We start from the raw sequence: 19,094 nt of genomic DNA, 5'->3' as shown, positions 1-19,094 counted from the left end.
CGGCGAATTTGTTGGCTCGCCAGCGGCCTTGCTTCGTCGCTTGATTGTCCGCATGCCTACTGGCCCGTCGGGCGCACGTGGCTGGCAGCATTTGCCCGCACCTGCGCGGGGGGTGCTGCCGCGGGCTTCTCTCGGCCAAGGGCAAGCCATCCCGCCATCAGCCTGCCACCGTCCGACGGATATGTCTCGTCCAGCACGTTCGCCGTCCTGATCCGGTCAACCCGAAAATGGCGGTAATCGGCTCGTAGTTCGCACCACGCCGCGATCAGGGTCACGTCCACGTAGTAGGCCATCGCGATCGGCCAGATGGTCCGGCGCGTACGCCGATCCTGCTCGTCCGCATACGCCAGACGCAGCTTTCGATTGTTTCGGATCGCACCGCGGATTTCGGAGAGATCGATCCCGTCGGGAACGCGTGCGCTGCCCTCGGATACGTAGAAGGGAGCCAGGGCAAAGTAGGCTCGGGTCGCGTCCGGCAGCACGACGGCAACTTTCGCCAGCACGCTTGCGGCCGCATCCTGGAGCGCGGGGTCCCGCAGCCGTCGGACGAGCTGCGCGCCGACCGCGATCGCATCGACCTCCTCCGTCGTGAACATGAGAGGCGGCAGGTCGAAACCCCGGCGCAGCACGTAGCCGATTCCCGGCGCGCCTTCGATGGGCACCCGCCGCGCCTGCAAGGTGGCGACATCGCGATAGACGGTGCGGACGGTGACCTCCAGGTGCTCTGCCAGCGCGGCGGCGGTGGTCGGCCGTTTTGCCGAACGCAGGACCTGGATGATGTCGAACAGCCGATCAGCCCGGCGCATGTCGCAACTCCACGAAGTACGGTGGACCCTAAGCCTGCTGACACAACGCTGTCAGTAGCCAGCCTGTATGCTCGCCGTGAACTGAACATCGCGCGGGATAGAACAATGGCCCCAACACCCACCCGTATCGCGGCCGTGGCATGGACCCGGTGATCGCCGGCACCCCATCCGGCGAGAGAAATCAGAGTTGGCAGGGAATTCTTCTCGTCCTCGGGTCGGCGGCCGCGTTCAGCACCGCCGGCTACTTCACGCGGCTGATCACGGTCGATGCCTGGTCGGTGCTGTTCTGGCGGGGCCTGTTCGGCGGCCTGTTCATCGCTGTGTATGTCATCATCAAGCAGGGTCGGCGCACGCTTGTGGCAATCCGAACAATCTGGCCGGTCGGGGTTCTGGTCGCCGCCTGTTCAACGCTCGGAACCATCTGCTTCATCAACGCCTTGCGACGCACAACCGTCGCCGATGTGACGCTGATCAATGCGACCGCGCCGTTCATCACCGCGGCGATCGGTCGGATGTTCCTAGGCGAGCGGGAAAGCAAGGTCACCCTGGCGGCCAGCGGGATCGCGCTGGTCGGCGTTCTTCTGACGTTGGATGGCGCGGTGGCGAATGGACATCTGCTTGGCGATATGCTGGGCCTGGTGATGACGATCGCCATCGCGGTGATGATGGTCCTCATTCGCAGCCATCGCCGCACCCCCATGCTGCCCGCCGCCTCGCTCTCGGCCTTCGCGAGCGCTCTGCTGGTGCTGCCGCTCGCACACCCTGAGGTGCCAAACGCTGAGCAGCTTGTCTATCTCATGCTCTTCGGTGTTACGCAGTTCGGGCTTGGACTGCTGCTCCTTACGCTCGGCGCTCGTCTGATATCGCCCACGCGCGCGGCCCTGCTCGGCAATCTGGAGATCCCGCTCGCTCCAGCCTTGGTCTGGGTGGCATTTGGGGAAATACCGCCAATGGCAACATGCACCGGCGGTGCGCTTGTCATGCTTGCGGTTCTAGGCGATCTGCTGATGGGAAAGGCCAAGGCTTGACGAAACCGGAATGACCTGGCGTTTGTCGTTCTTGTTGTCGCGGAATTCCTGAACAGGAAGTGGCGCGGGCCGGTCGTTCATCCGGATCGCCAGCGCGGTTTTCCGATCAGTTTGCACCAACTCGTCATGGCCGGGTTTATCCCACGGCCATCCGCCCCCAGCCGTTGGTGCGAAGATGGCCGGGACAGGCCGGCCATGACGGGTTTAAACCGGGGCGACCTGACTGGAAAACGCTCTACAGCCCAGCCGCATCCAACCGCAGGATCGCCCTGGCGCAGGCCTGGGCGCGCGGCACCAGGCTGTCGATCCGCAGGAACTCCGCCGGGCTGTGCGCCTCGCCGCCGACCGGCCCCACCGCACAGATCGTCGGCGCCCCGACCGCGGCGGTGAAACCCGAGTCCGCACAGCCGCCGGTGAACTCGCCTTCGGTGCGGAAGCCGGACGCGGCGGCGGCGTCCACGTACAGCTCGAACAGCCGCCGAGCCGGCGGCGACTGGCTCAGCGGCAGGAATTCGCCGCGCACGGTCAGTTCGGTTCGGTTCGGGTGCCGGGGACGAAGCTGCGCTCGACGATGGCGCCGATGCGGGCCATGATGTCGTCCTTGTCGGCCGGATCGATGTAGCGCAGGTCGATCTGGCCCTCGGACCAGGGTGCCACGGTGTTGACGCTCTGCCCGCCGCTGACCAGCCCGACGTTCAGGGTGATGCCGCGGTCCAGATCGGTCAGCGCGTGGATCGCCTGCACCTTGCGCGCCAGTTCCTCGATGGCGCTGATCCCGGCCTGGAAGTTGCCGCCGGAATGCGCCGCCTTGCCGGTGATGCGGAACACCATGAACACGCCGCCCTTGCGCCCGGTGACGACATTGCCCGACACGCGCCCCGGTTCGCTGTTAAACACGACACGGGCGTGGCGCGCTTCGCTCTCGATGACCGGCCGGCCTTCGGGGGAGCCGATCTCCTCGTCGCCGGTGAACAGGCCGACCAGCGGGGCCGGGGCGCCGCCGAACCGGGCGAACGCCGCCAGGATGAAGCAGTTCATCACCAGACCGGCCTTCATGTCGGCCACGCCGGGGCCATAGGCGATGCCGTCGCGGATGGTGAACGGCCGGCGTGCGGCCTCCCCATCCGGAAAGACGGTGTCGCGGTGACCCATCAGCACGATGTTGCCGCCGGCGTTGTTCCTGGGAGAGTTGCCGGAAGAACCCTCCCACGGCACCGCGGCACGCAAGCAGTCGCCGGCTCGGCTTTGCGGCAGCACCTCGACCGGAATGCGCTGATCTTCCAGGAAGCCGCGCACCACCGCGCCGACCGTGTCGATGCCGGGCTTGTTGTAGCTGCCGCTGTCGATATCGACCATCCGCCTCAGCATCGCCACCATCGCATCCTGCTGGGATACGAGCCAGGCGGTGATTTTTTCTTCCGACATCAAGACGCCTTTCGTGTGACCGGGTTTGCTGGCCTGGTGGCAACGTCTATGCAGCAACCGGGCGCCCTGGACAACTGGCCTGCTGAGAAGAAGAACGTCCTGGATCGTGAGTATCTCCGTCAGCCCTACCAGCGACCTGATTGCCCGGCGCGACGGGTCCCGCGGACGCAACCACGCGCTTGGGTCTTGGGTCTTCGCCATGGCGGCGGCAACTAGTATCGCGGCGGTCATCGTTGCTGTTATTCCCATGGATGCTGTCGCTGGCCTTCAAGAACGAGGCTGACAACTTCGTGCATCCACGCGCGTTCGTTTTGAACACGTCTGCATTGGACATTTTACTGACGTATGCGTGCGGGAACTTTGTGATTTACATGGTCATGCTATTGCAGTGGCAGTCATTCGTCTGCTGCTGCTGGCATGTCTGCGGACTACAGCATTGCCAAGGAACAGCCAGTCAGACGACAGTATTCATCCTGATCGTCTGGATAAAGCCTGCTCTGTCGGGCCTGATCCCGCTGTGAGCATCGATGAAGGCCTCGGCTTGCCATGAGGGGGAACACACGTCGCCGTTGGGCGGAACCTAAAGCAGTTTCCGATCACGTTGCACCAATTCGTCATGGCCGGCTCGTCCCGGACATCCACCCCCAGCCGTTGGTGCGAAGATGGCCGGGACAGGCCCAGCCATGACGGGTTCAAAACGGAGCGACCTAATCGAGAACTGCTCTAGTTGAGCTTTCATCCACATCGAATGGGTGATCATCAAACAAGATCAAGCGCGTCGATCAAAACCGCGTTTTCAGGTATCACGACAAACTGGGGCAGTCATTACCCGGCGCCGTCGTATGCGCGCCGGCGGTCAGTGACGACGCTACTCCGGCGGCGTCAGGTCAGGCAGCGGCCCGTCTCGGGGCCTTCCTTCCACCAGAGGCTTCCGTCATGATGGATCGTAGATCGCGCAGGAAAGCAGCGCCCTTGGGGGTGCGCTGCACCAGCACGCTGCGCCGGTCCGTCGGATCAACCTTGCGACGCGCCAGGTCCAGTTCGCCCAGACGGTCAAGCGCCCGGGTGATTGCCGGCTTGGACACGTTCAGCCCGCCAGCCAGACCACGGACCGTATGACCGCCTTCGTTCAGGTAGCAGGTCAGAAACACGCCCAACTGGCGTGCCGACAGATCGGCGCCGTCTCGCCGAACCAGCGCGACAACTGTATCACGCAACAGACCAACCTGGGCATCCGAGACTGGATTAGGGGGAGATGCCACGTCCTTGAACCTTTCTTCATGTATGTGATGCGGACCCATGAATAACTCGTGCGAGCTATGAATGAATTCCGGATCGAAGTCAACCTTATTACGGTATAATACTCATCACGACTTATTATAGAGCCGCCAGCCGCTTCCCGTCCTGATCAGATGGAACCAGCAACCGCTCCTTCAAGGCTAAGAACAGCGCACGTATTGTCATTGCCTCGCCGCCTTCCGGCCGGCCGGGCCGGGTCGCGTCATTCCAGGCATACAAATCGATATGCACCCAGGGAATCACCGGCTTGACGAACCGTTGCAAGTAAAGTCCCGCGACGATCGACCCGGCCATCGGCTTTGATGCCACATTGTTGATGTCGGCAATTGGACTTTTTAGCCAGTCGTCATAACCGGACCATAACGGCAGACGCCACAACGGATCATGCACAGCATTACCTGAAAGTAACACCTGCGCCGCCCAGGCGTCATCGTTGCAGAACAACGCGGGCAGGTCAGGGCCCAATGCCACCCGCGCGGCACCCGTCAGCGTCGCGCAATCGATGATGATCGCAGGCGCTTCCTCCGACGCCTCGTGCAGCAGGTCGCACAGTACAAGCCGGCCTTCGGCGTCGGTGTTGCCGATCTCGACCGTCAGGCCGGCGCGCGTGAGCACCACGTCGGATGGCCGCATCGCGGTGCCGGAGACGGAGTTCTCCACGCAGCCGACCCGCACCACCAGGCGGACCGGAAGATCCGACTCCATGATGATCCGGGCCAGCCCCAGAACCGTCGCGGCGCCACCCATGTCCTTCTTCATCCGCAGCATGCCGGCCGACGGTTTCAGATCGTAGCCGCCGGTGTCGAAACAGACACCCTTGCCGCACAGCGACACCAGCGGTGCGTCGTCGGCGGCCGCAGAGCCACGCCAGCGGAAGGTGACCACCCGCGCCGGACGCACCGATCCCGCCCCGACCGCGGCGATGGTGGGATAGGCCTGCCGCAACGCCTCGTCCGCGAAGACGTCCGCTTCGGCGCCGTAACGGCCAGCCAGCGAGACGGCGAAATCCGCCAGCTCGACCGGTCCCAGGATGTTGGCAGGCGTATTGATCAGGTCCCGCACCATCCAGGTTGCGGCGGCCTGGATCAGGCTTGCCTCATGCGCTGGCGGGCACAGCAACTTCGCGGGTGCGCGTGCCTGCCGCCGAAAGCGCGCATAGCGATACGCGCCGAGACAATAGCCGAGTGTCGCGGCGAGCGGGTCGTAGTCGCCTGGTTGCAGCCGCCATGTGCTGATTTCCGGCAGCAGCATCGGCAGGCCGCCGAATACGAACGGCGTGTGATCCTCGCCCAGGCCCAGCGCCGCCCCGGCAATGCCATCCGGGCCGGGCAGCAAGCGAAGGTCCCCGGCGGTCGCACCGAAACCGCAGTCGCGCAGAAAGCCGGCCTGATGCGACGGCAGCGAATTAAGGAACCCGACAAGACGGTCGGGCCGGACCGCATGGATCGGCTGCGTGCTATCATCTGTATCTACAAGACAGTCGAGTATCTGATCCAGCATATAGGTAATTCCTCTGCCCATACGACATTGAAGGTTTGGCGGGTCTGTTAGATCAACCGTCGCACCTTGCTACCTACGCCCGCTGACGTTCTCTCGCCATCCATGCAATTGTATCCACGCGCAAAAGCCGTGGAGGCTAAAGCGGTTTCCGATCAGGTCTATCCGTTTCGAAACCGTCATGATCGAGACAAGCTCGGCCATGACGAATTGGTGCAACGCGATCGGAAACCATTCTAGCCTAAAGCCGCAGGGGGTGAACCAGATGGAGCCGCGTGACAGGAGGATGAGCTGTGTCATTCGTTCATCGTCATGCGCCCGAACCTGATCCAGGCATCCGTCCAACAGCGGTGCGGAGACGGACGCGCAGCCTTATCCTCGGATATCATCCAAGAAGGATCATGACGATAATGGCGGGAAGTCCGCCGCCGCATCACGGCTTGTTCTGGCGCCTGTGTCGCCAGGCTCAGTCATGACACGGCTGCGGCGGCCTTACCCCAGGCTGTTCGCCAGCAGCGTCGTGACCCGCCTGGCGAAGGCGCTCGCGTCACTCGGCAGATCGCCTTCCTGCACCTGGGCGAGGTCCAGCAAGGTGGCGGCGGCCTCCTCGATCAGCGCCGTGTCGGCCAGCTTGCCGGACAGCGTCTCGATCAGCTTGTGCCGCGGGTTGACCTCCAGCACCGGCTTGGCCGGCATCATCGCGCGTCCCGCCCGCCGCAGCAGCCGCTGCATCTGCAGGTCCGGCCCCTTGCCGTCGGAGGCCAGCACCACCGCGCTGTCGGTCAGCCGAGAGGTGGCGCGGACATCGGATATGCGGGCGCCGAGGGCCTGTTTCATCGCGGCCAGCAGCGGCGACACATCCGGCTGGTCCTCATCCTTGCCCGTCTCCTCCGCCGCCTGGGTGACGCTGCGCAGGTTCTTGCCCTCGAAGCTGTCCAGCCGCTCCGGCCAGAAGGCGTCGATCGAGTCGGACATCAGCAGCACCTCGATGCCCTTGGCGCGGAAGCCTTCAAGCTGCGGCGAGGTCTTCAGCGTCTCGGCGTGATCGCCGGACAGGTAGTAGATGGTGTCCTGGCCTGCCTGCATGCGGGTGAGGTAGTCCGGCAGCGACGTCCAGCCGTCCTGCGTGGAGGAGCGGAAGCGCAGCAGCGGCGCGATCTCCGTCCGGTGTTCTGCGTCCTCCCAGATGCCTTCCTTCAGCACCGGACCAAAGTTGTCCCAGAACCTGGCGTAATCGTCCGGCTCCTTGGCGCGGTTCTTCAGTTCGCCGAGCACGCGGCTGATCAGCGCCTTGCGGATGCGGGCCAGCACCGGCGTGGTCTGCAGCGTCTCGCGGGAGACGTTCAGCGGCAGGTCCTCGGTGTCCACCACGCCGCTGACGAAGCGCAGCCAGGGTGGCAGCAGGTCGGCCTTCTCGGTGATGAACATCCGCCGCACATGCAGGCGGACATGCGCCTCGCGGTCGTTGTCCACCGCGTCGAACGGCTTCATGCCCGGGATGAACAGCAGACAGAAGTATTCCAGCGCGCCCTCAGCCCGCCAGTGCAGGGTGGCCCAGGGCTGGTCGAAGAAATGCCCGAGATGACGGTAGAACTCGGCGTAGTTCTGCTCGGTCAGGTCCGCCTTCGGCTTGCGCCACAGCGCAGTGCCCTCGTTCGCCGGCTGGTCCTTGCCGTCCTGCGCCACGGTGATCGGCAGGGTGATGTGGTCGGCCCACTTGCGGATCACCGTCTCCAGCCGGATCGGCTCCAGGTACTCCGACGCGTCGGCCTTCAGGTGCAGCACGATGTCGGTGCCGGGGCTTTCCCGCGTCGCCGGCGCCAGGGTGAACTGGCCGGTGCCTTCCGAGGCCCAGGTGAAGGCTTCGTCACTGCCAGCCTTGCGCGATGTCACCTCGACGCGGTCGGCGACCATGAAGGCGGAGTAGAACCCGACGCCGAACTGGCCGATCAGGTTCGGCCGGTCCTCCGGCTTGGCAGTGGCCAGGTTCTGCGTGAAGGCGCGGGTGCCGGAGCGGGCGATGGTGCCCAGGTTGTCGATCATCTCCTGGCGCGTCATGCCGATGCCGTCGTCGGCGATCAGCACGGCGTTCGCCGTCTTGTCGGGCACCACCCGGATCTTCGCCTCGGCCGGCGGCGCCAGGGCGGCATCGGTCAGCGCCTCGAACCGACGGCGATCGACCGCGTCGGCGGCATTGGCCACCAGTTCGCGCAGGAAAATCTCACGCTCAGTATACAGCGAATGGACGACCAGATCGAGCAGGCGGCCAACCTCGGCGCCGAATGAATGTTGTTCCAAAACAGTGTCGCTCATGCGTAACCTCCTTGTCCGGCGCGATATGCGTTCGCACGCGCGGGTGTTCAATGCGTGCGCGCATCTGAATTGTCGCCTTGTCGGACGGGGTGAATTCAAGTGCCAAGGGATGGCGCATCAACCCGTCGGCTGCTGGGTCAGGTGCCGCCGCGGGCGACGGCGCGGGCGCGCCGCGAGGATCGGCTGCCGTCCGGCTGCCGGATCACTGGCTTAAAGCGCGATTGGTTCAGGTTAACGTGGATATCGCGCTTTAAATCATTGTCTGACACCTTCTGACTGGGTCAGCCTCAGGCGATCACGCTATTGCGGTGTCGCTGGAGCGTGTGTCGCCACCAGTCGAACTGGCGGGTCGGCACCGCGGGAAACAGTGCCGCCCATCATGCAGCGCAGCGCTTGGGCAATGGCGAAGGAATGGCGGATCTGCGCCGCCTCGTTCAGATGGTCCGGCGAATCGAAGAAGTCCGAACGCGGATAGCGGCTGCGGTTGGGCAGCTCCAGGAAGCCGGCGCCGAGGTAGACCGCGCGAATGGCGGCCAGGCTGTCGGTGCCGATGGGCGAGTCGGCGAACCCGGTCGGCAATCCGCCGATGACGCGGATGTCGCGCGCGGCGGCCCAGCGCACGAACTGCCGCACCAGTTCGGTGCCATACCCGCCGCTGATCTGGGCGGCGGTCGCATGGAACGGCTGCTCATGCAGCAGCGCCGACCGGCTGGCGGCGCTCAGGGCGATGGTATGTCCAATATGGTCGCCCCATGCGTTGGTGGAGCCGGTGGCGGCCGCGCGCGGATCGTGGAAATCGCTGTCCAGCAAGGCCATTTCCAGCAGGCTCATGATGCCGGCCCGCAGGTCGGAGGCAAACAGCGCCGCAAGCTGGCGGTGCGGCGGCATGGTCCACAGCGTGGCACGGTCATGCCGCAGCATGATCGCCGCGTCCGGCCCGAGTTCGCTGGTGGTGCGTTCACGGGCGTACTGCGTCTCCTCCAGCGGCAGGTAGACCACATCACCTGGACGCAGCAGCGGCTTCCAGCGGGCGAACAGGTAGTCCAGGCCGACGCCGACCGCGACGCCGGCATTTATGCAGGGACGGCCGACGATGGGACCGATCATCTCGCAGCGATGCGAGTAGGGGCCGTTCGATCCGGCCAGGATGACCAGCTTGGGACCAGTGATCGCGGTGCCCAGGGCCAGATTGGCGTTGATCTGCGCGCGCAGCCTGCCCAACGTCAGCGGCCGGTCCAGCAGGCAGCCAAAGGCGATCCCATACAGCACCAGGGACGCGGCGCAGGCGAGCAGGATGCGGCGCATCAAGCTTGCCCGGTGCGGCGCATCAGAACTGGAAATACAGAAACGGCGCGACATGCGGCGCGAAGAACAGCGCCTGCACGGTCAGCGCGAAGCCCGCGGTCAAGGCCCAGGGGCGGGCGCGGTCGGTCATCCGCTGCACGTTGGGCAGCGCCAGCACGATGATCCAGCCGATCAGCAGGCAGGCGGAAATCTCCGGAAAACTCAGCGTGCGGGCATCGCCGAGGGACGGCATCACCGCGACCGGCAGGGCGATGGCCGCCAGCGGCGGGAAGGCGGCGACGATCATGCGCGGCAGGGCGATGCCGTTCAGGCCGCTCAGGCCGCGCAGCATGGACAGGGTATCGGCCAGGGTGGCGGCGCGGAACGGCACCCAGGCGACCACCACCGCCAGCAGGGTCAGCGTCTGGCCGAGCAGCGCCGGCAGCGGCGGGAAGTGGCGGCGGTACTGCGTGTGGATCACCAGGAAGCCGCCGTGCAGGCCGCCCCAGGCGATGAAGTTCCAGGCGCTGCCATGCCACAGGCCGGCCAGCAGCATCGTCACCATCAGGTTGACGATGCGCCTTGGCCCACCGACGCGGTTGCCGCCCAGCGGGATGTACAGGTAGTCGCGCAGGAAGCCGCCCAGCGTGATGTGCCAGCGGCGCCAGAAGGCGGCGATGTCGCGCGCCTGGTAGGGGCTGTCGAAGTTCAGCGGAAAGCGCACGTTCAGCATCCGCGCCAGGCCCATCGCCATGTCGGAGTAGCCGGAGAAGTCAAAGTAGATCTGCAGCGCGTAGGACAGGGTGGCGTACCATGCCTCGAAGAAGCTTAGCCCGATGCCGTGCGAGGCGGCATCGAACCCGGTGTCGGCGAAGCCGCCGAACAGGTCCGCCAGCACCAGCTTCTTGCCCAGGCCGAGCAGGAAGATCATCAGCCCGTCGGTCAGGTTGTCGAACTGTGCGCGGGGGAAGCGGGATGCGGTCAGTTGCGGGATGATCTCCGATGCCCGGACGATCGGGCCGGCGATCAGATGCGGGAAGAAGGTGACGAAGGCGGCATAGGGCAGCAGCCCCGGCAGCGGCGCCGAGGCGGGGGTTCGGCTGGTATCCACCAGGAACATGATCTGCTGGAAGGTGAAGAAGCTGATCGCCAGCGGCAGGGTGATGCGCAGCGGCGGCGCGCCGGGGGCGGCGATGTGCAGCAGGAAGTCGGCATACTTGAACCAGCCGAGCAGCAGCAGGTTCAGCGCAATTCCCGCAATCAGCCAGCGCCGCGGCACCAGGCTGCGGCGCAGCCGCCAGGCGATGGCGTAATTCGCCAGCACGGAGCCCACCAGCAGCGGCAGATGCGCCGGACTCCACCAGGCGTAGAAGAACAGGCTGGCGGCGATGATCCAGCGCAACGCCCAGCTACCCCCGCCGTAACGGCCGACGAGAAGGAAGCCCGTCAGGCAGGTCGGCAGAAACCCTAGGATGAATGCGGTGGTGTGGAAGAGCATGGCGTGTGGGCGCCAGGGTAGGTGTCGAGCATTAATGCCTGGTTAACGTGGACGCCGCGGGAGCAGCGTCCTGTCCGCTTAACCAACAACGATGGTCCGAGCACTTCTCCTGCGGGCGGTGCTCGGACCTGATAAGCTGCCTTTCTGGAAAGAAAACACGATGTCGATCATTGAATGGCTCATTCCTGGTATTGCTTGCCGGCTTTATTGCCAGCAAGATCATTAACAAGCGCGGCAAGAGCCTAAAGGCTCGACATCGTCCTCGGCGGCTTTATCAGGGTTTTCTGTTCTCACTGATCGGGGGGCTTTGGTGACCGGCCTGAACCTCGATAGCATGTTTGTCGCCGTCGTCGTGCTGTTCGTCTACCATCCGATCACCGGCGCAGCGACGGCCGTATAGCCTGACGCATAGCCTCGCTTCATCTCCAGAAGGAAGATAGACAATGGGAATTCTTGACACAATCATGTCCAGCATGGGCAGCGGCAATGCCAGCGGCGAAGCGTCACCCATCCAGGGTATCCTCGGCAGCCTGCTTGGCGGCGGTCAAGCCAATCAGGCCGGGAACCAGGGAATGACGGGTGGAGCGGCCTCGCTTGGCGGCATGGGCGGCCTGCAAGGCTTGATCTCCAAGTTTGAAGGCGCTGGCCTTGGTGGCATCGCACAGTCCTGGGTCGGCAATGGAGCCAACCAGCCGGTCTCCCCGGAACAGCTCCATGGCGTCCTGGGAAACGATCAGGTTCAGGCGATGTCGTCGCAATCGGGCATGGCTCCGCAGGATTTCCTGTCGCAGCTCAGCCAGCATCTGCCGAACGCCGTTCATGCCGCGACGCCGGACGGCCGCTTGCCGGATGAAGGTTCGGTGTCGGTTTAGCCCGATGGTCAACCGCGCCCTGTCCACAGTGGTCGCAAGCTGCCTGCTCGCGTGGCAGTGCGCGGCGCTTCCGGCGCAGGCTGAAAACCGGATGGGCTACCGGTTGCTCTCGCAGCAGGAAGCCGCCGGGTTGCCGCACAACCAGGGCAGCCTGGGGATGAACATCGAACGCGCGCAGCAGATCACTGATGATGGCATGACGTTCGAGCTCATTCGGGTCAAGCAGGTGCGCCAGGGCTCGCCTGGCGCACAGGCTGGCTTCAAGGCCGGGGATCAGATCATCGCGGTGGATGGGCAGGTCTTCCCGAGCCTCGCCACCTTCGCCAGCTATGTCGGGTCGAAACCGGCCGGCAGCCAGATAAGCGTCGATTACATTCCGGCAGGCGGCGGTCCGCAGCAAGCGCAGCGCGTTGCCGTGGTGGTCGGCGCCGCTGGCCGACCGGCGCAAGCCATGGTTTCGGGCCAGGCGACTGCGCCTGCCTCGACGGGAATGTCCACCGGGACCAAGGTTGCCATCGGTGTCGGCGCGGCAGCCTTGTTCGGTTGTTACGAGATGGGCTGCTTTTCGCATCGTCATGCCACGGCGACATCAAACACCGGGCAGCAAGTCCAGCAACCGCATGGGCTTCAGCAGCAGCGGTAGGTAAGCTTCGCCTGGCGGTCGGGCCGCGGACGCCGGAGCAGCGCCTTGCCCTTCCTTTCTTCCGCCTCGGCTGATACCTGAACGACCGACATGACCGATGACCTGCCCCCCAACCTGGCCCTGCTGCCCGCTGGTCTGCGTGATCTGTTGCCGCCGGACGCGGAAACGGAAGCCTCCGCCGTCGAGGTGCTGATGGGCGTGTTCGCCGCGCACGGCTACCAGCGGGTGAAACCGCCGCTGCTGGAATTCGAGGACAGTCTGCTGCTCGGCTCCGGCGCGGCCGTGTCGGAGCAGACCTTCCGCCTGATGGACCCGGACAGCCAGCGCATGATGGGGCTGCGCGCCGACACCACGCCGCAGGTCGGCCGGATCGCCACCACGCGACTGGCCACGGCGTCCCGACCCCTGCGGCTGTCATATGCCGGACAGTGCCTGCGGGTGCGCGGCAGCCAGTTGGCGCCCGACCGGCAGGTGGTGCAGGCCGGCATCGAGCTGATCGGCCATGACAGTCCCGAGGCGGACGCCGAGACGGTGCTGGTCGCCGCCGAAGCGCTGGCCGCTGTCGGCCTGATCCGCGTCAGCTTCGACCTGACCTTGCCGATGCTGGTGCCCTCCCTGCTGGATGAAGCCGGCTTCACCGGATCGGAGCGTATTCACCTGTCTCGGGCGCTGGACCGCAAGGATGCGGCGGCGGTGACGCGGCATGGCGCGGCCCTGGCGCCGGTGCTGACCGACCTGCTGCTGGCGGCGGGTCCGGCCGATCGCGCGTTGGCGGCGCTGGCGGCGGCGGTCTTGCCAAACGCCGCCGGTGTCCTGGCCGAACGCGTGGCCCGCACCGTCGCCGCCATCCGCGCCGGTGCGCCGGCGCTGCGGCTGACCGTCGATCCCGTGGAATTCCGAGGGTTCCGCTACGAAACCGGCGTTTCGGTGACGGTCTACGCCCCCGGCCGGCACGAGGAACTGGGTCGCGGCGGTCGCTATGTCTGCGGCGAGACGGAACCCGCCACCGGCCTGACGCTGTATCCCGACGCCATCCTGCGCGTCGCACCGCCGCGTCAGGCGCGCACCCGCGTGTTCATTCCGCTCGCCGCCGATCCCGCCCTGGTCGCCGGCCTGCGGGCGGATGGCTTCGCGACGGTTGCGGCGTTATCCCCGACGGTATGTTATGCCGGCGACGATGCCGCCGAGGCGGCGCGTCTTGGCTGCTCCCATATCCTGCGCGGCGGCCGCGCGATGCCGTTACATACCGATTGCTAAACCATGGGGACTGAACAATGGCCAATGTCGCCGTGATCGGCGCCCAATGGGGCGACGAGGGCAAGGGTAAGGTCGTCGATTGGCTGGCCAGCCGAGCGGATGTGGTCGTGCGGTTCCAGGGCGGGCATAATGCCGGCCATACGCTGGTTGTCGGCAACCAGACCTACCGGCTGTCGCTGCTGCCCTCGGGTTTGGTGCGGGGCAAGCTGGGGGTGATCGGCAACGGCGTCGTGGTCGACCCCGACGCGCTGCTGGCGGAGATCGACCGGGTGCGCGCGCAGGGCCTGACGGTCACCCCGGACACCTTGCGCATTGCCGAGAACGCCGTGCTGATCCTGCCGCTGCATCCGGCGCTCGACAAGGCGCGGGAGGAAGCCCGTGGCGCCGCCAGGATCGGCACCACCGGCCGCGGCATCGGCCCGGCCTATGAGGACAAGGTCGCCCGCCGCGCCATCCGGGTAGCCGACCTGGCGGAGCCGGATACCTTGTCCCTGAAGCTGGACGAGCTGCTGCTGCACTACAATACCTTGCTGCAGGGTCTCGGCGTGGCGCCGTTCAGCAAGGATGCATTGCTGTCCGGGCTGCTGGCGCTGGCGCCGCGGATCCTGCCCTATGCCGAACCGGTCTGGGAACGGCTGGATCAGCTCCGGCGCGCCGGCAAGCGCATCCTGTTCGAGGGCGCCCAGGCGGTGATGCTGGACGTGGACCACGGCACCTATCCGTTCGTCACATCGTCCAACACCGTCGCCGCCACGGCGGCGTCCGGCAGCGGCGTCGGACCGGCGACAGTGGGCTTTGTGCTGGGCATCGCCAAGGCATACGCCACGCGGGTGGGATCGGGACCGTTCCCGACCGAGCTGAACGATGACATCGGCCAGTCGCTGGGCGACCGCGGGCACGAGTATGGCACGGTGACCGGCCGCCGCCGCCGCTGCGGCTGGTTCGACGCGGCGCTGGTGCGCCAGGCAATCAAGGTCGGCGGCATCCAGGGACTCGCGCTGACCAAGCTGGATGTGCTGGACGGGCTGGCGGAGCTGAAGATCTGCACCGGCTACCGGATCGATGGCACCGTCTTCCGCCATCTGCCGGCTGCCCCCGGCGCACAGGCTGCGGCTACTCCCGAATATGAGGTGATGCAAGGATGGTCCGGGTCCTCACGCGGCGCACGATCCTGGGCCGATCTGCCGGCACAGGCGATCAAGTACGTGCGGCGGATCGAGGAACTGGTGGAAGCGCCGGTCACCTTGCTGTCCACCAGTCCGGAACGCGACGACACCATCATGGTAAAAGACCCGTTCGAGGGGTGATGCCAGCAGCCCGGAGGGCCGGCTGGCGTGCGCGCGCGACCGGTGGAGCGACCGACCTGCAACGGAGGCGGCCGCGCGCGAAAGCAATCGGTTGACGCCAGCACGTTAACCCCTGGTCAACCTTTCCAACTCTAAGCTTCCGCGGCCTGACCAGAATGGTTCGTCCGCATGGCCGCTGAACTCACCCCGTCCGACACGCTGATCGCTGGCCGCTACGCTGTCGATGCCGGCCGACGGCTGCACGACGCGGGTGGTGGATTGCCGGCCTTCGCGGCGACCGATCGGCAAAGCGGTGAGGCGCGACTGGTCGCGCTGGCGGTCGGGCGGCATGCCTCGCCTCGGCTGCTGGCGATGCAATCCCTGACCGGCCCGATCGATAACCTGATGATCCCCCTAGGCCATGGGGTCGGGCCGCGGCCAGGCGGCGGCCAGGGCTACTACGTCATCTGCTCCGCGCCGTCCGGACCGCCGGTATCGTCCTCGACGGAGGCCTGGTCCGAGGCCGCGTTGCTGGAACACGTGCTGCGGCCCGCGGCACAGGTTCTGGTCGCCTTGCAGGGCATCGGCGTCACGCACCGGGCGATCCGGCCTGATAACATGTTCATCGCCGCCCGCGGCCAGCCGATCACGCTTGGTGCCGCCTGGGCGGCGCCGCCGGCGATGCTGCAGCCGGCGGTCTTCGAGTCGCCGTTCAGCGCCATGTGCCATCCAGCCGGACGCGGCGACGGGACGATCGCCGACGACGTCTATGCCCTGGGTGTGCTGCTGATCGTGCTGGCGACCGGCCAGATGCCGATGGCCGGCCTGGACGATGCCACGATCGTACGCCGCAAGCTGGACCTCGGCAGTTTCGCCGCGCTGACTGAAGGCGTCGCGATCCCCGCCTTCCTGGGCGACCTGCTGCGCGGCATGCTGGCGGAGGAAGCCGAACATCGGCCGGCACCCAAACTGCTGACCGATCCCAACAACGCCCGCATCCGCCGCATCGCCGCTCGGCCCGCCCGGAGAAGTCAGCGGCCGCTGATGCTGAACGACATCGCGGTGTTTGACGCCCGCACCCTGGCCTACGCGCTTTCGCTCAACGAAAAGAAGTCCACACAGGCGTTGCGCAACGGCCTGGCAACGCACTGGCTGCGTCGCGGCCTGGGCGATGCCGGGCTTGCCGCGCAGATCGAGGACCTCATCCGCATTCGTCTGGCGGACGGCAAGACCGCCGCCGATGCCGATGCGCGGCTGCTGATGCACACCATCAGCACCATTGAACCGCGCATGCCGCTGTGCTGGCGGGAGGCGGCGCTGTGGCCGGACGCGGTCGACTCGCTGCTGGCGGAGGGCATGCGGGGCAACCCGGGCATGCTGAACCTGGTTGAGGAATTGCTCCGCAACGACATCCTGTCGACATGGTCCGCCGCCGGCCCGCGCGGCAGCCGCGATGATGTGCTGTCGCTGTCGGTGGAAGGGCGCCAGCATCGGGTGTTCCTGCAAAAAGGCGGGGAAGGTGCACTGGCGCGGGTGTTCTACGCGCTTAATCCGCTGCTGCCGTGCAGCGGTCAGGCCATGGCCGACGCCTGGGTGATCGGCATGCCGGATCTGATGCGATATCTGGAGAAGGCCGCGGCCGCGGCGCCGGGTGGCAGTCTGGTCGACCTGCAGATCCGTGCATTCATCGCGGCAAGAAGCGACCGGCAAATCGAATCGGCGGTAAACCTGATCCTTGCCACCAAGGATCCCAGGACCTGTCGCATGCGGCAGCTTGGCCTGTTGCGCGATCTTCAGCAACGCCACCACGCTCAGCCGATGCCGGCGCTGGCAGCCTGGGCGGCGGCGCAGCTTCGTCCCGAACTGGAGACGTGGCGCAACCAGTCGACGCGGGCGGCGCTGCTTGAGCGGCTGGACGCTCTGGCGAAGGCCGGCTTCCTCGGCCGTCTGCTGGCCCTGGTGGAGGATGGCAAGGCCCGTGCCGAGGACCACGTTGGCGCGGCACGGGCGGCCGTGCTGCTGGCGGCCATCGACGGCGAACTGGCGGCGATCGACCGGTCGGACGACGCAAGGCGGGTTGTCATGCAGCGCTTCGGCCGCGAGATCGCCGCGGCGGCCGGGATGACCGCGCTGATCCTGATGATGCTGGCCGCCGCGCTCGGATGACCGGCCCCGGATGAGCACGAAAACCGCCGGGAAGGGGTCGGTGCTGTCACGCGCGAGCGGTGGGCTGGTGCTGCTGATCGTCGGCCTGGGCTGTGGCGGCATGATCGCGGTCGCCCCCGACATCGCCGCCGCGGTGCTGCTGCTGCTGCTGCCCGGGGTTGTCGGATGGCTGCTCGACCCGACGCCGGGCAAGGCGATCGGCCGGACCATGCTGCTGTTTCAAGGTGCCGCCAGCATTCACCCGATTGTCTCGATCTGGTTCCAGTGCGACGGCCTGGATGCCTGCGTGGCGATGGCGGCGGATCGACGGACGGTGCTAGTTGTCCTGCTGGCGGCGGGGTTCGGATTCGTGCTGACGCAAATCCTGCCGATGGCGCTGAAGCTGCTGGACGACGGACGGATCCGGATCAGGCGCGCGCGCCTTGTCGCCGAGCGGCAGAAGATTGTCGAGGAATGGGAACTGGAGCGGTCAGAATAGCCAGGCGGTAATCCCGCCGCCACGGGATCACGCTTGCGTATATCGTGACGCAGCAAAGACAGTATTGCCACAGGCCGTGCATGGCCGGCACGGGACATGAGCAACACGTGTACGGCCAGCGGGGCCAGCCATGCACGTGTGTCGTCAGTCAAAGCGGCGGCAGCCGAACCGGACGACGTTAGCCAGGCTGCGCTGTCAGCGCCGGCTGATGGTTGGACGGCAGGCGAGCGTTGGCATTCATCCGCCGTTCGGCGATCTGCGCCTTCATTGCCTTTTGCAGCTTTTCAAACGCGCGGACCTCGATCTGGCGGACCCGCTCGCGGGAGATGTTGTATTGCTGCGACAGGTCTTCCAGCGTGGTCGGGTTGTCCTTCAGGCGGCGTTCAATCAGGATGTGGCGCTCCCGCTCATTCAGCGACTTCAGCGCGCCATTCAGCAGCGCCTTGCGTCCGGTCAGTTCCTCACGGTCCGCGATGGACGATTCCTGGGTTTCCGACTCGTCGACCAGCCAGTCCTGCCACTCCCCCTCACTATCCTGGCGGACCGGCGCGTTCAGGCTGTGGTCGGGCGCCGCGAGACGGCGGTTCATGCTGACCACGTCCTGTTCCGGCACGTCCAGCACGCGGGCGATCTTGGCCACCTGCTCGGGTTGCAGATCGCCATCGTCGATCGCCTGCATCTGGCCCTTCAGCCGGCGCAGATTGAAGAACAACTTCTTCTGCGCGGCGGTGGTGCCCATTTTAACCAGCGACCAAGAGTGCAGGATGTATTCCTGAATGGCGGCCCTGATCCACCACATGGCATAGGTCGCCAGGCGGAAGCCGCGGTCGGGATCAAAGCGCTTGACCGCCTGCATCATGCCAACATTGCCTTCGCTGATCAGCTCGCCGACCGGCAGGCCGTAACCGCGATAGCCCATGGCGATTTTCGCCACGAGTCGAAGATGCGAGGTGACAAGCTTGTGAGCCGCCTCCATATCCTGTGTATCACGCCAGCGATGAGCCAGTGAAAGCTCCTCCTCCGGCGTCAGCATGGGGAATTTACGGATTTCCTGAAGATACCGCGACAGGTTGCCCTCTGGGGCGATATTAAGGACGGCAGAGGCCACGGCGTAGGCTCCTTTCGTCAGCCGGAATTCACCTGCCCGAAGCGGCGCAGGAATACGGCCTGAATGTGACTGAACTCAGTCTGGATGCGTGAGGGTACATCACGTCCCGGAGACCCGCTCCACACTGGCAGCGG

Annotated in this window: 17 protein-coding genes; 8 read left to right on the top strand and 9 right to left on the bottom strand. The window is 65.9% G+C overall.

What is annotated here, in order from left to right; all coding sequences use genetic code 11:
* Positions 1-56 precede the first annotated feature (56 nt).
* Positions 57-806: a helix-turn-helix transcriptional regulator gene (locus ACQY4S_RS13730; protein ID WP_428485756.1), complete on the bottom strand. Its 750-nt coding sequence runs from the start codon at positions 804-806 to the stop codon at positions 57-59.
* 140 nt (positions 807-946) lie between these two features.
* On the opposite strand from ACQY4S_RS13730, the gene ACQY4S_RS13725 reads away from it, so the two are divergent.
* Positions 947-1,834 (top strand): DMT family transporter, encoded by an 888-nt coding sequence (locus ACQY4S_RS13725; protein ID WP_428485755.1) that lies wholly within the window; start codon positions 947-949, stop codon positions 1,832-1,834.
* A gap of 235 nt (positions 1,835-2,069) precedes the next feature.
* On the opposite strand, the gene ACQY4S_RS13720 is transcribed toward ACQY4S_RS13725, so the two are convergent.
* Positions 2,070-2,357, bottom strand: coding sequence for a M20/M25/M40 family metallo-hydrolase (locus ACQY4S_RS13720; protein ID WP_428485754.1), 288 nt, complete (start codon positions 2,355-2,357; stop codon positions 2,070-2,072).
* Between the two features lie 2 nt (positions 2,358-2,359).
* The gene (locus ACQY4S_RS13715) at positions 2,360-3,259 is read right to left on the bottom strand and encodes a M20/M25/M40 family metallo-hydrolase (RefSeq protein WP_428485753.1); all 900 of its coding nucleotides are present in this window, start codon (positions 3,257-3,259) and stop codon (positions 2,360-2,362) included.
* Between the two features lie 251 nt (positions 3,260-3,510).
* Between ACQY4S_RS13715 and ACQY4S_RS13710 the strand changes: the two genes are divergently transcribed.
* Complete coding sequence (locus tag ACQY4S_RS13710) at positions 3,511-3,780, top strand: hypothetical protein (protein ID WP_428485752.1); 270 nt, start codon at positions 3,511-3,513, stop codon at positions 3,778-3,780.
* Between the two features lie 366 nt (positions 3,781-4,146).
* Here ACQY4S_RS13710 and ACQY4S_RS13705 read toward each other — a convergent pair whose 3' ends face one another.
* The 5 genes from ACQY4S_RS13705 to ACQY4S_RS13685 form a co-directional block, all read right to left on the bottom strand.
* Positions 4,147-4,521 (bottom strand): MarR family transcriptional regulator, encoded by a 375-nt coding sequence (locus ACQY4S_RS13705; protein WP_428485751.1) that lies wholly within the window; start codon positions 4,519-4,521, stop codon positions 4,147-4,149.
* 115 nt (positions 4,522-4,636) lie between these two features.
* Entirely contained in the window at positions 4,637-6,058 is a 1,422-nt protein-coding gene (locus ACQY4S_RS13700) for a leucyl aminopeptidase family protein (protein ID WP_428485750.1), read from the bottom strand.
* 489 nt (positions 6,059-6,547) lie between these two features.
* Positions 6,548-8,368 carry a molecular chaperone HtpG gene (htpG, locus tag ACQY4S_RS13695; RefSeq protein WP_428485749.1) on the bottom strand — a complete coding sequence of 607 codons (1,821 nt, stop codon included), beginning with the start codon at positions 8,366-8,368 and terminating at the stop codon, positions 6,548-6,550.
* Positions 8,369-8,668: 300 nt separating this feature from the next.
* Complete coding sequence (locus ACQY4S_RS13690) at positions 8,669-9,673, bottom strand: hypothetical protein (RefSeq protein WP_428485748.1); 1,005 nt, start codon at positions 9,671-9,673, stop codon at positions 8,669-8,671.
* A 22-nt stretch (positions 9,674-9,695) separates the two neighbouring features.
* Positions 9,696-11,150 (bottom strand): MBOAT family O-acyltransferase, encoded by a 1,455-nt coding sequence (locus ACQY4S_RS13685; RefSeq protein ID WP_428485747.1) that lies wholly within the window; start codon positions 11,148-11,150, stop codon positions 9,696-9,698.
* A 443-nt stretch (positions 11,151-11,593) separates the two neighbouring features.
* On the opposite strand from ACQY4S_RS13685, the gene ACQY4S_RS13680 reads away from it, so the two are divergent.
* The 6 genes from ACQY4S_RS13680 (at position 11,594) to ACQY4S_RS13655 (ending at position 17,852) form a co-directional block, all read left to right on the top strand.
* The gene (locus ACQY4S_RS13680) at positions 11,594-12,022 is read left to right on the top strand and encodes a YidB family protein (protein WP_428485746.1); all 429 of its coding nucleotides are present in this window, start codon (positions 11,594-11,596) and stop codon (positions 12,020-12,022) included.
* 4 nt (positions 12,023-12,026) lie between these two features.
* Positions 12,027-12,665: a PDZ domain-containing protein gene (locus tag ACQY4S_RS13675; protein WP_428485745.1), complete on the top strand. Its 639-nt coding sequence runs from the start codon at positions 12,027-12,029 to the stop codon at positions 12,663-12,665.
* A gap of 90 nt (positions 12,666-12,755) precedes the next feature.
* A complete protein-coding gene (locus ACQY4S_RS13670; protein ID WP_428485744.1) occupies positions 12,756-13,922 on the top strand; it encodes an ATP phosphoribosyltransferase regulatory subunit in 1,167 nt (388 codons plus the stop codon).
* Positions 13,923-13,939: 17 nt separating this feature from the next.
* Complete coding sequence (locus ACQY4S_RS13665) at positions 13,940-15,229, top strand: adenylosuccinate synthase (protein ID WP_428485743.1); 1,290 nt, start codon at positions 13,940-13,942, stop codon at positions 15,227-15,229.
* Between the two features lie 168 nt (positions 15,230-15,397).
* Positions 15,398-17,374: a hypothetical protein gene (locus ACQY4S_RS13660; RefSeq protein ID WP_428485742.1), complete on the top strand. Its 1,977-nt coding sequence runs from the start codon at positions 15,398-15,400 to the stop codon at positions 17,372-17,374.
* Positions 17,375-17,384: 10 nt separating this feature from the next.
* Complete coding sequence (locus ACQY4S_RS13655; RefSeq protein ID WP_428485741.1) at positions 17,385-17,852, top strand: hypothetical protein; 468 nt, start codon at positions 17,385-17,387, stop codon at positions 17,850-17,852.
* 178 nt (positions 17,853-18,030) lie between these two features.
* Here ACQY4S_RS13655 and rpoH read toward each other — a convergent pair whose 3' ends face one another.
* On the bottom strand, positions 18,031-18,960 hold the full coding sequence (rpoH, locus tag ACQY4S_RS13650; protein WP_428485740.1) for an RNA polymerase sigma factor RpoH: 930 nt from the start codon (positions 18,958-18,960) through the stop codon (positions 18,031-18,033).
* Positions 18,961-19,094: the final 134 nt, after the last annotated feature.

It is taken from the genome of Rhodopila sp. (genome assembly GCF_965276935.1).
In the GTDB taxonomy this organism is placed as follows: Bacteria; Pseudomonadota; Alphaproteobacteria; order Acetobacterales; family Acetobacteraceae; genus Rhodopila.
This window is presented reverse-complemented; position numbering and strand designations above follow the sequence as displayed.

Excerpts from the sequence above, each read along its gene's own strand:
- ACQY4S_RS13665 (WP_428485743.1), top strand. The coding sequence starts at position 13,940 with ATGGCCAATGTCGCCGTGATCGGCGCCCAATGGGGCGACGAGGGCAAG.
- ACQY4S_RS13715 (WP_428485753.1), bottom strand. The coding sequence starts at position 3,259 with ATGTCGGAAGAAAAAATCACCGCCTGGCTCGTATCCCAGCAGGATGCG.
- ACQY4S_RS13725 (WP_428485755.1), top strand. The coding sequence starts at position 947 with ATGGACCCGGTGATCGCCGGCACCCCATCCGGCGAGAGAAATCAGAGT.
- ACQY4S_RS13680 (WP_428485746.1), top strand. The coding sequence starts at position 11,594 with ATGGGAATTCTTGACACAATCATGTCCAGCATGGGCAGCGGCAATGCC.
- ACQY4S_RS13710 (WP_428485752.1), top strand. The coding sequence starts at position 3,511 with ATGCTGTCGCTGGCCTTCAAGAACGAGGCTGACAACTTCGTGCATCCA.
- ACQY4S_RS13685 (WP_428485747.1), bottom strand. The coding sequence starts at position 11,150 with ATGCTCTTCCACACCACCGCATTCATCCTAGGGTTTCTGCCGACCTGC.
- ACQY4S_RS13690 (WP_428485748.1), bottom strand. The coding sequence starts at position 9,673 with ATGCGCCGCATCCTGCTCGCCTGCGCCGCGTCCCTGGTGCTGTATGGG.
- ACQY4S_RS13655 (WP_428485741.1), top strand. The coding sequence starts at position 17,385 with ATGAGCACGAAAACCGCCGGGAAGGGGTCGGTGCTGTCACGCGCGAGC.
- ACQY4S_RS13700 (WP_428485750.1), bottom strand. The coding sequence starts at position 6,058 with ATGCTGGATCAGATACTCGACTGTCTTGTAGATACAGATGATAGCACG.
- ACQY4S_RS13730 (WP_428485756.1), bottom strand. The coding sequence starts at position 806 with ATGCGCCGGGCTGATCGGCTGTTCGACATCATCCAGGTCCTGCGTTCG.
- ACQY4S_RS13675 (WP_428485745.1), top strand. The coding sequence starts at position 12,027 with ATGGTCAACCGCGCCCTGTCCACAGTGGTCGCAAGCTGCCTGCTCGCG.
- ACQY4S_RS13660 (WP_428485742.1), top strand. The coding sequence starts at position 15,398 with ATGGCCGCTGAACTCACCCCGTCCGACACGCTGATCGCTGGCCGCTAC.
- htpG (WP_428485749.1), bottom strand. The coding sequence starts at position 8,368 with ATGAGCGACACTGTTTTGGAACAACATTCATTCGGCGCCGAGGTTGGC.
- ACQY4S_RS13670 (WP_428485744.1), top strand. The coding sequence starts at position 12,756 with ATGACCGATGACCTGCCCCCCAACCTGGCCCTGCTGCCCGCTGGTCTG.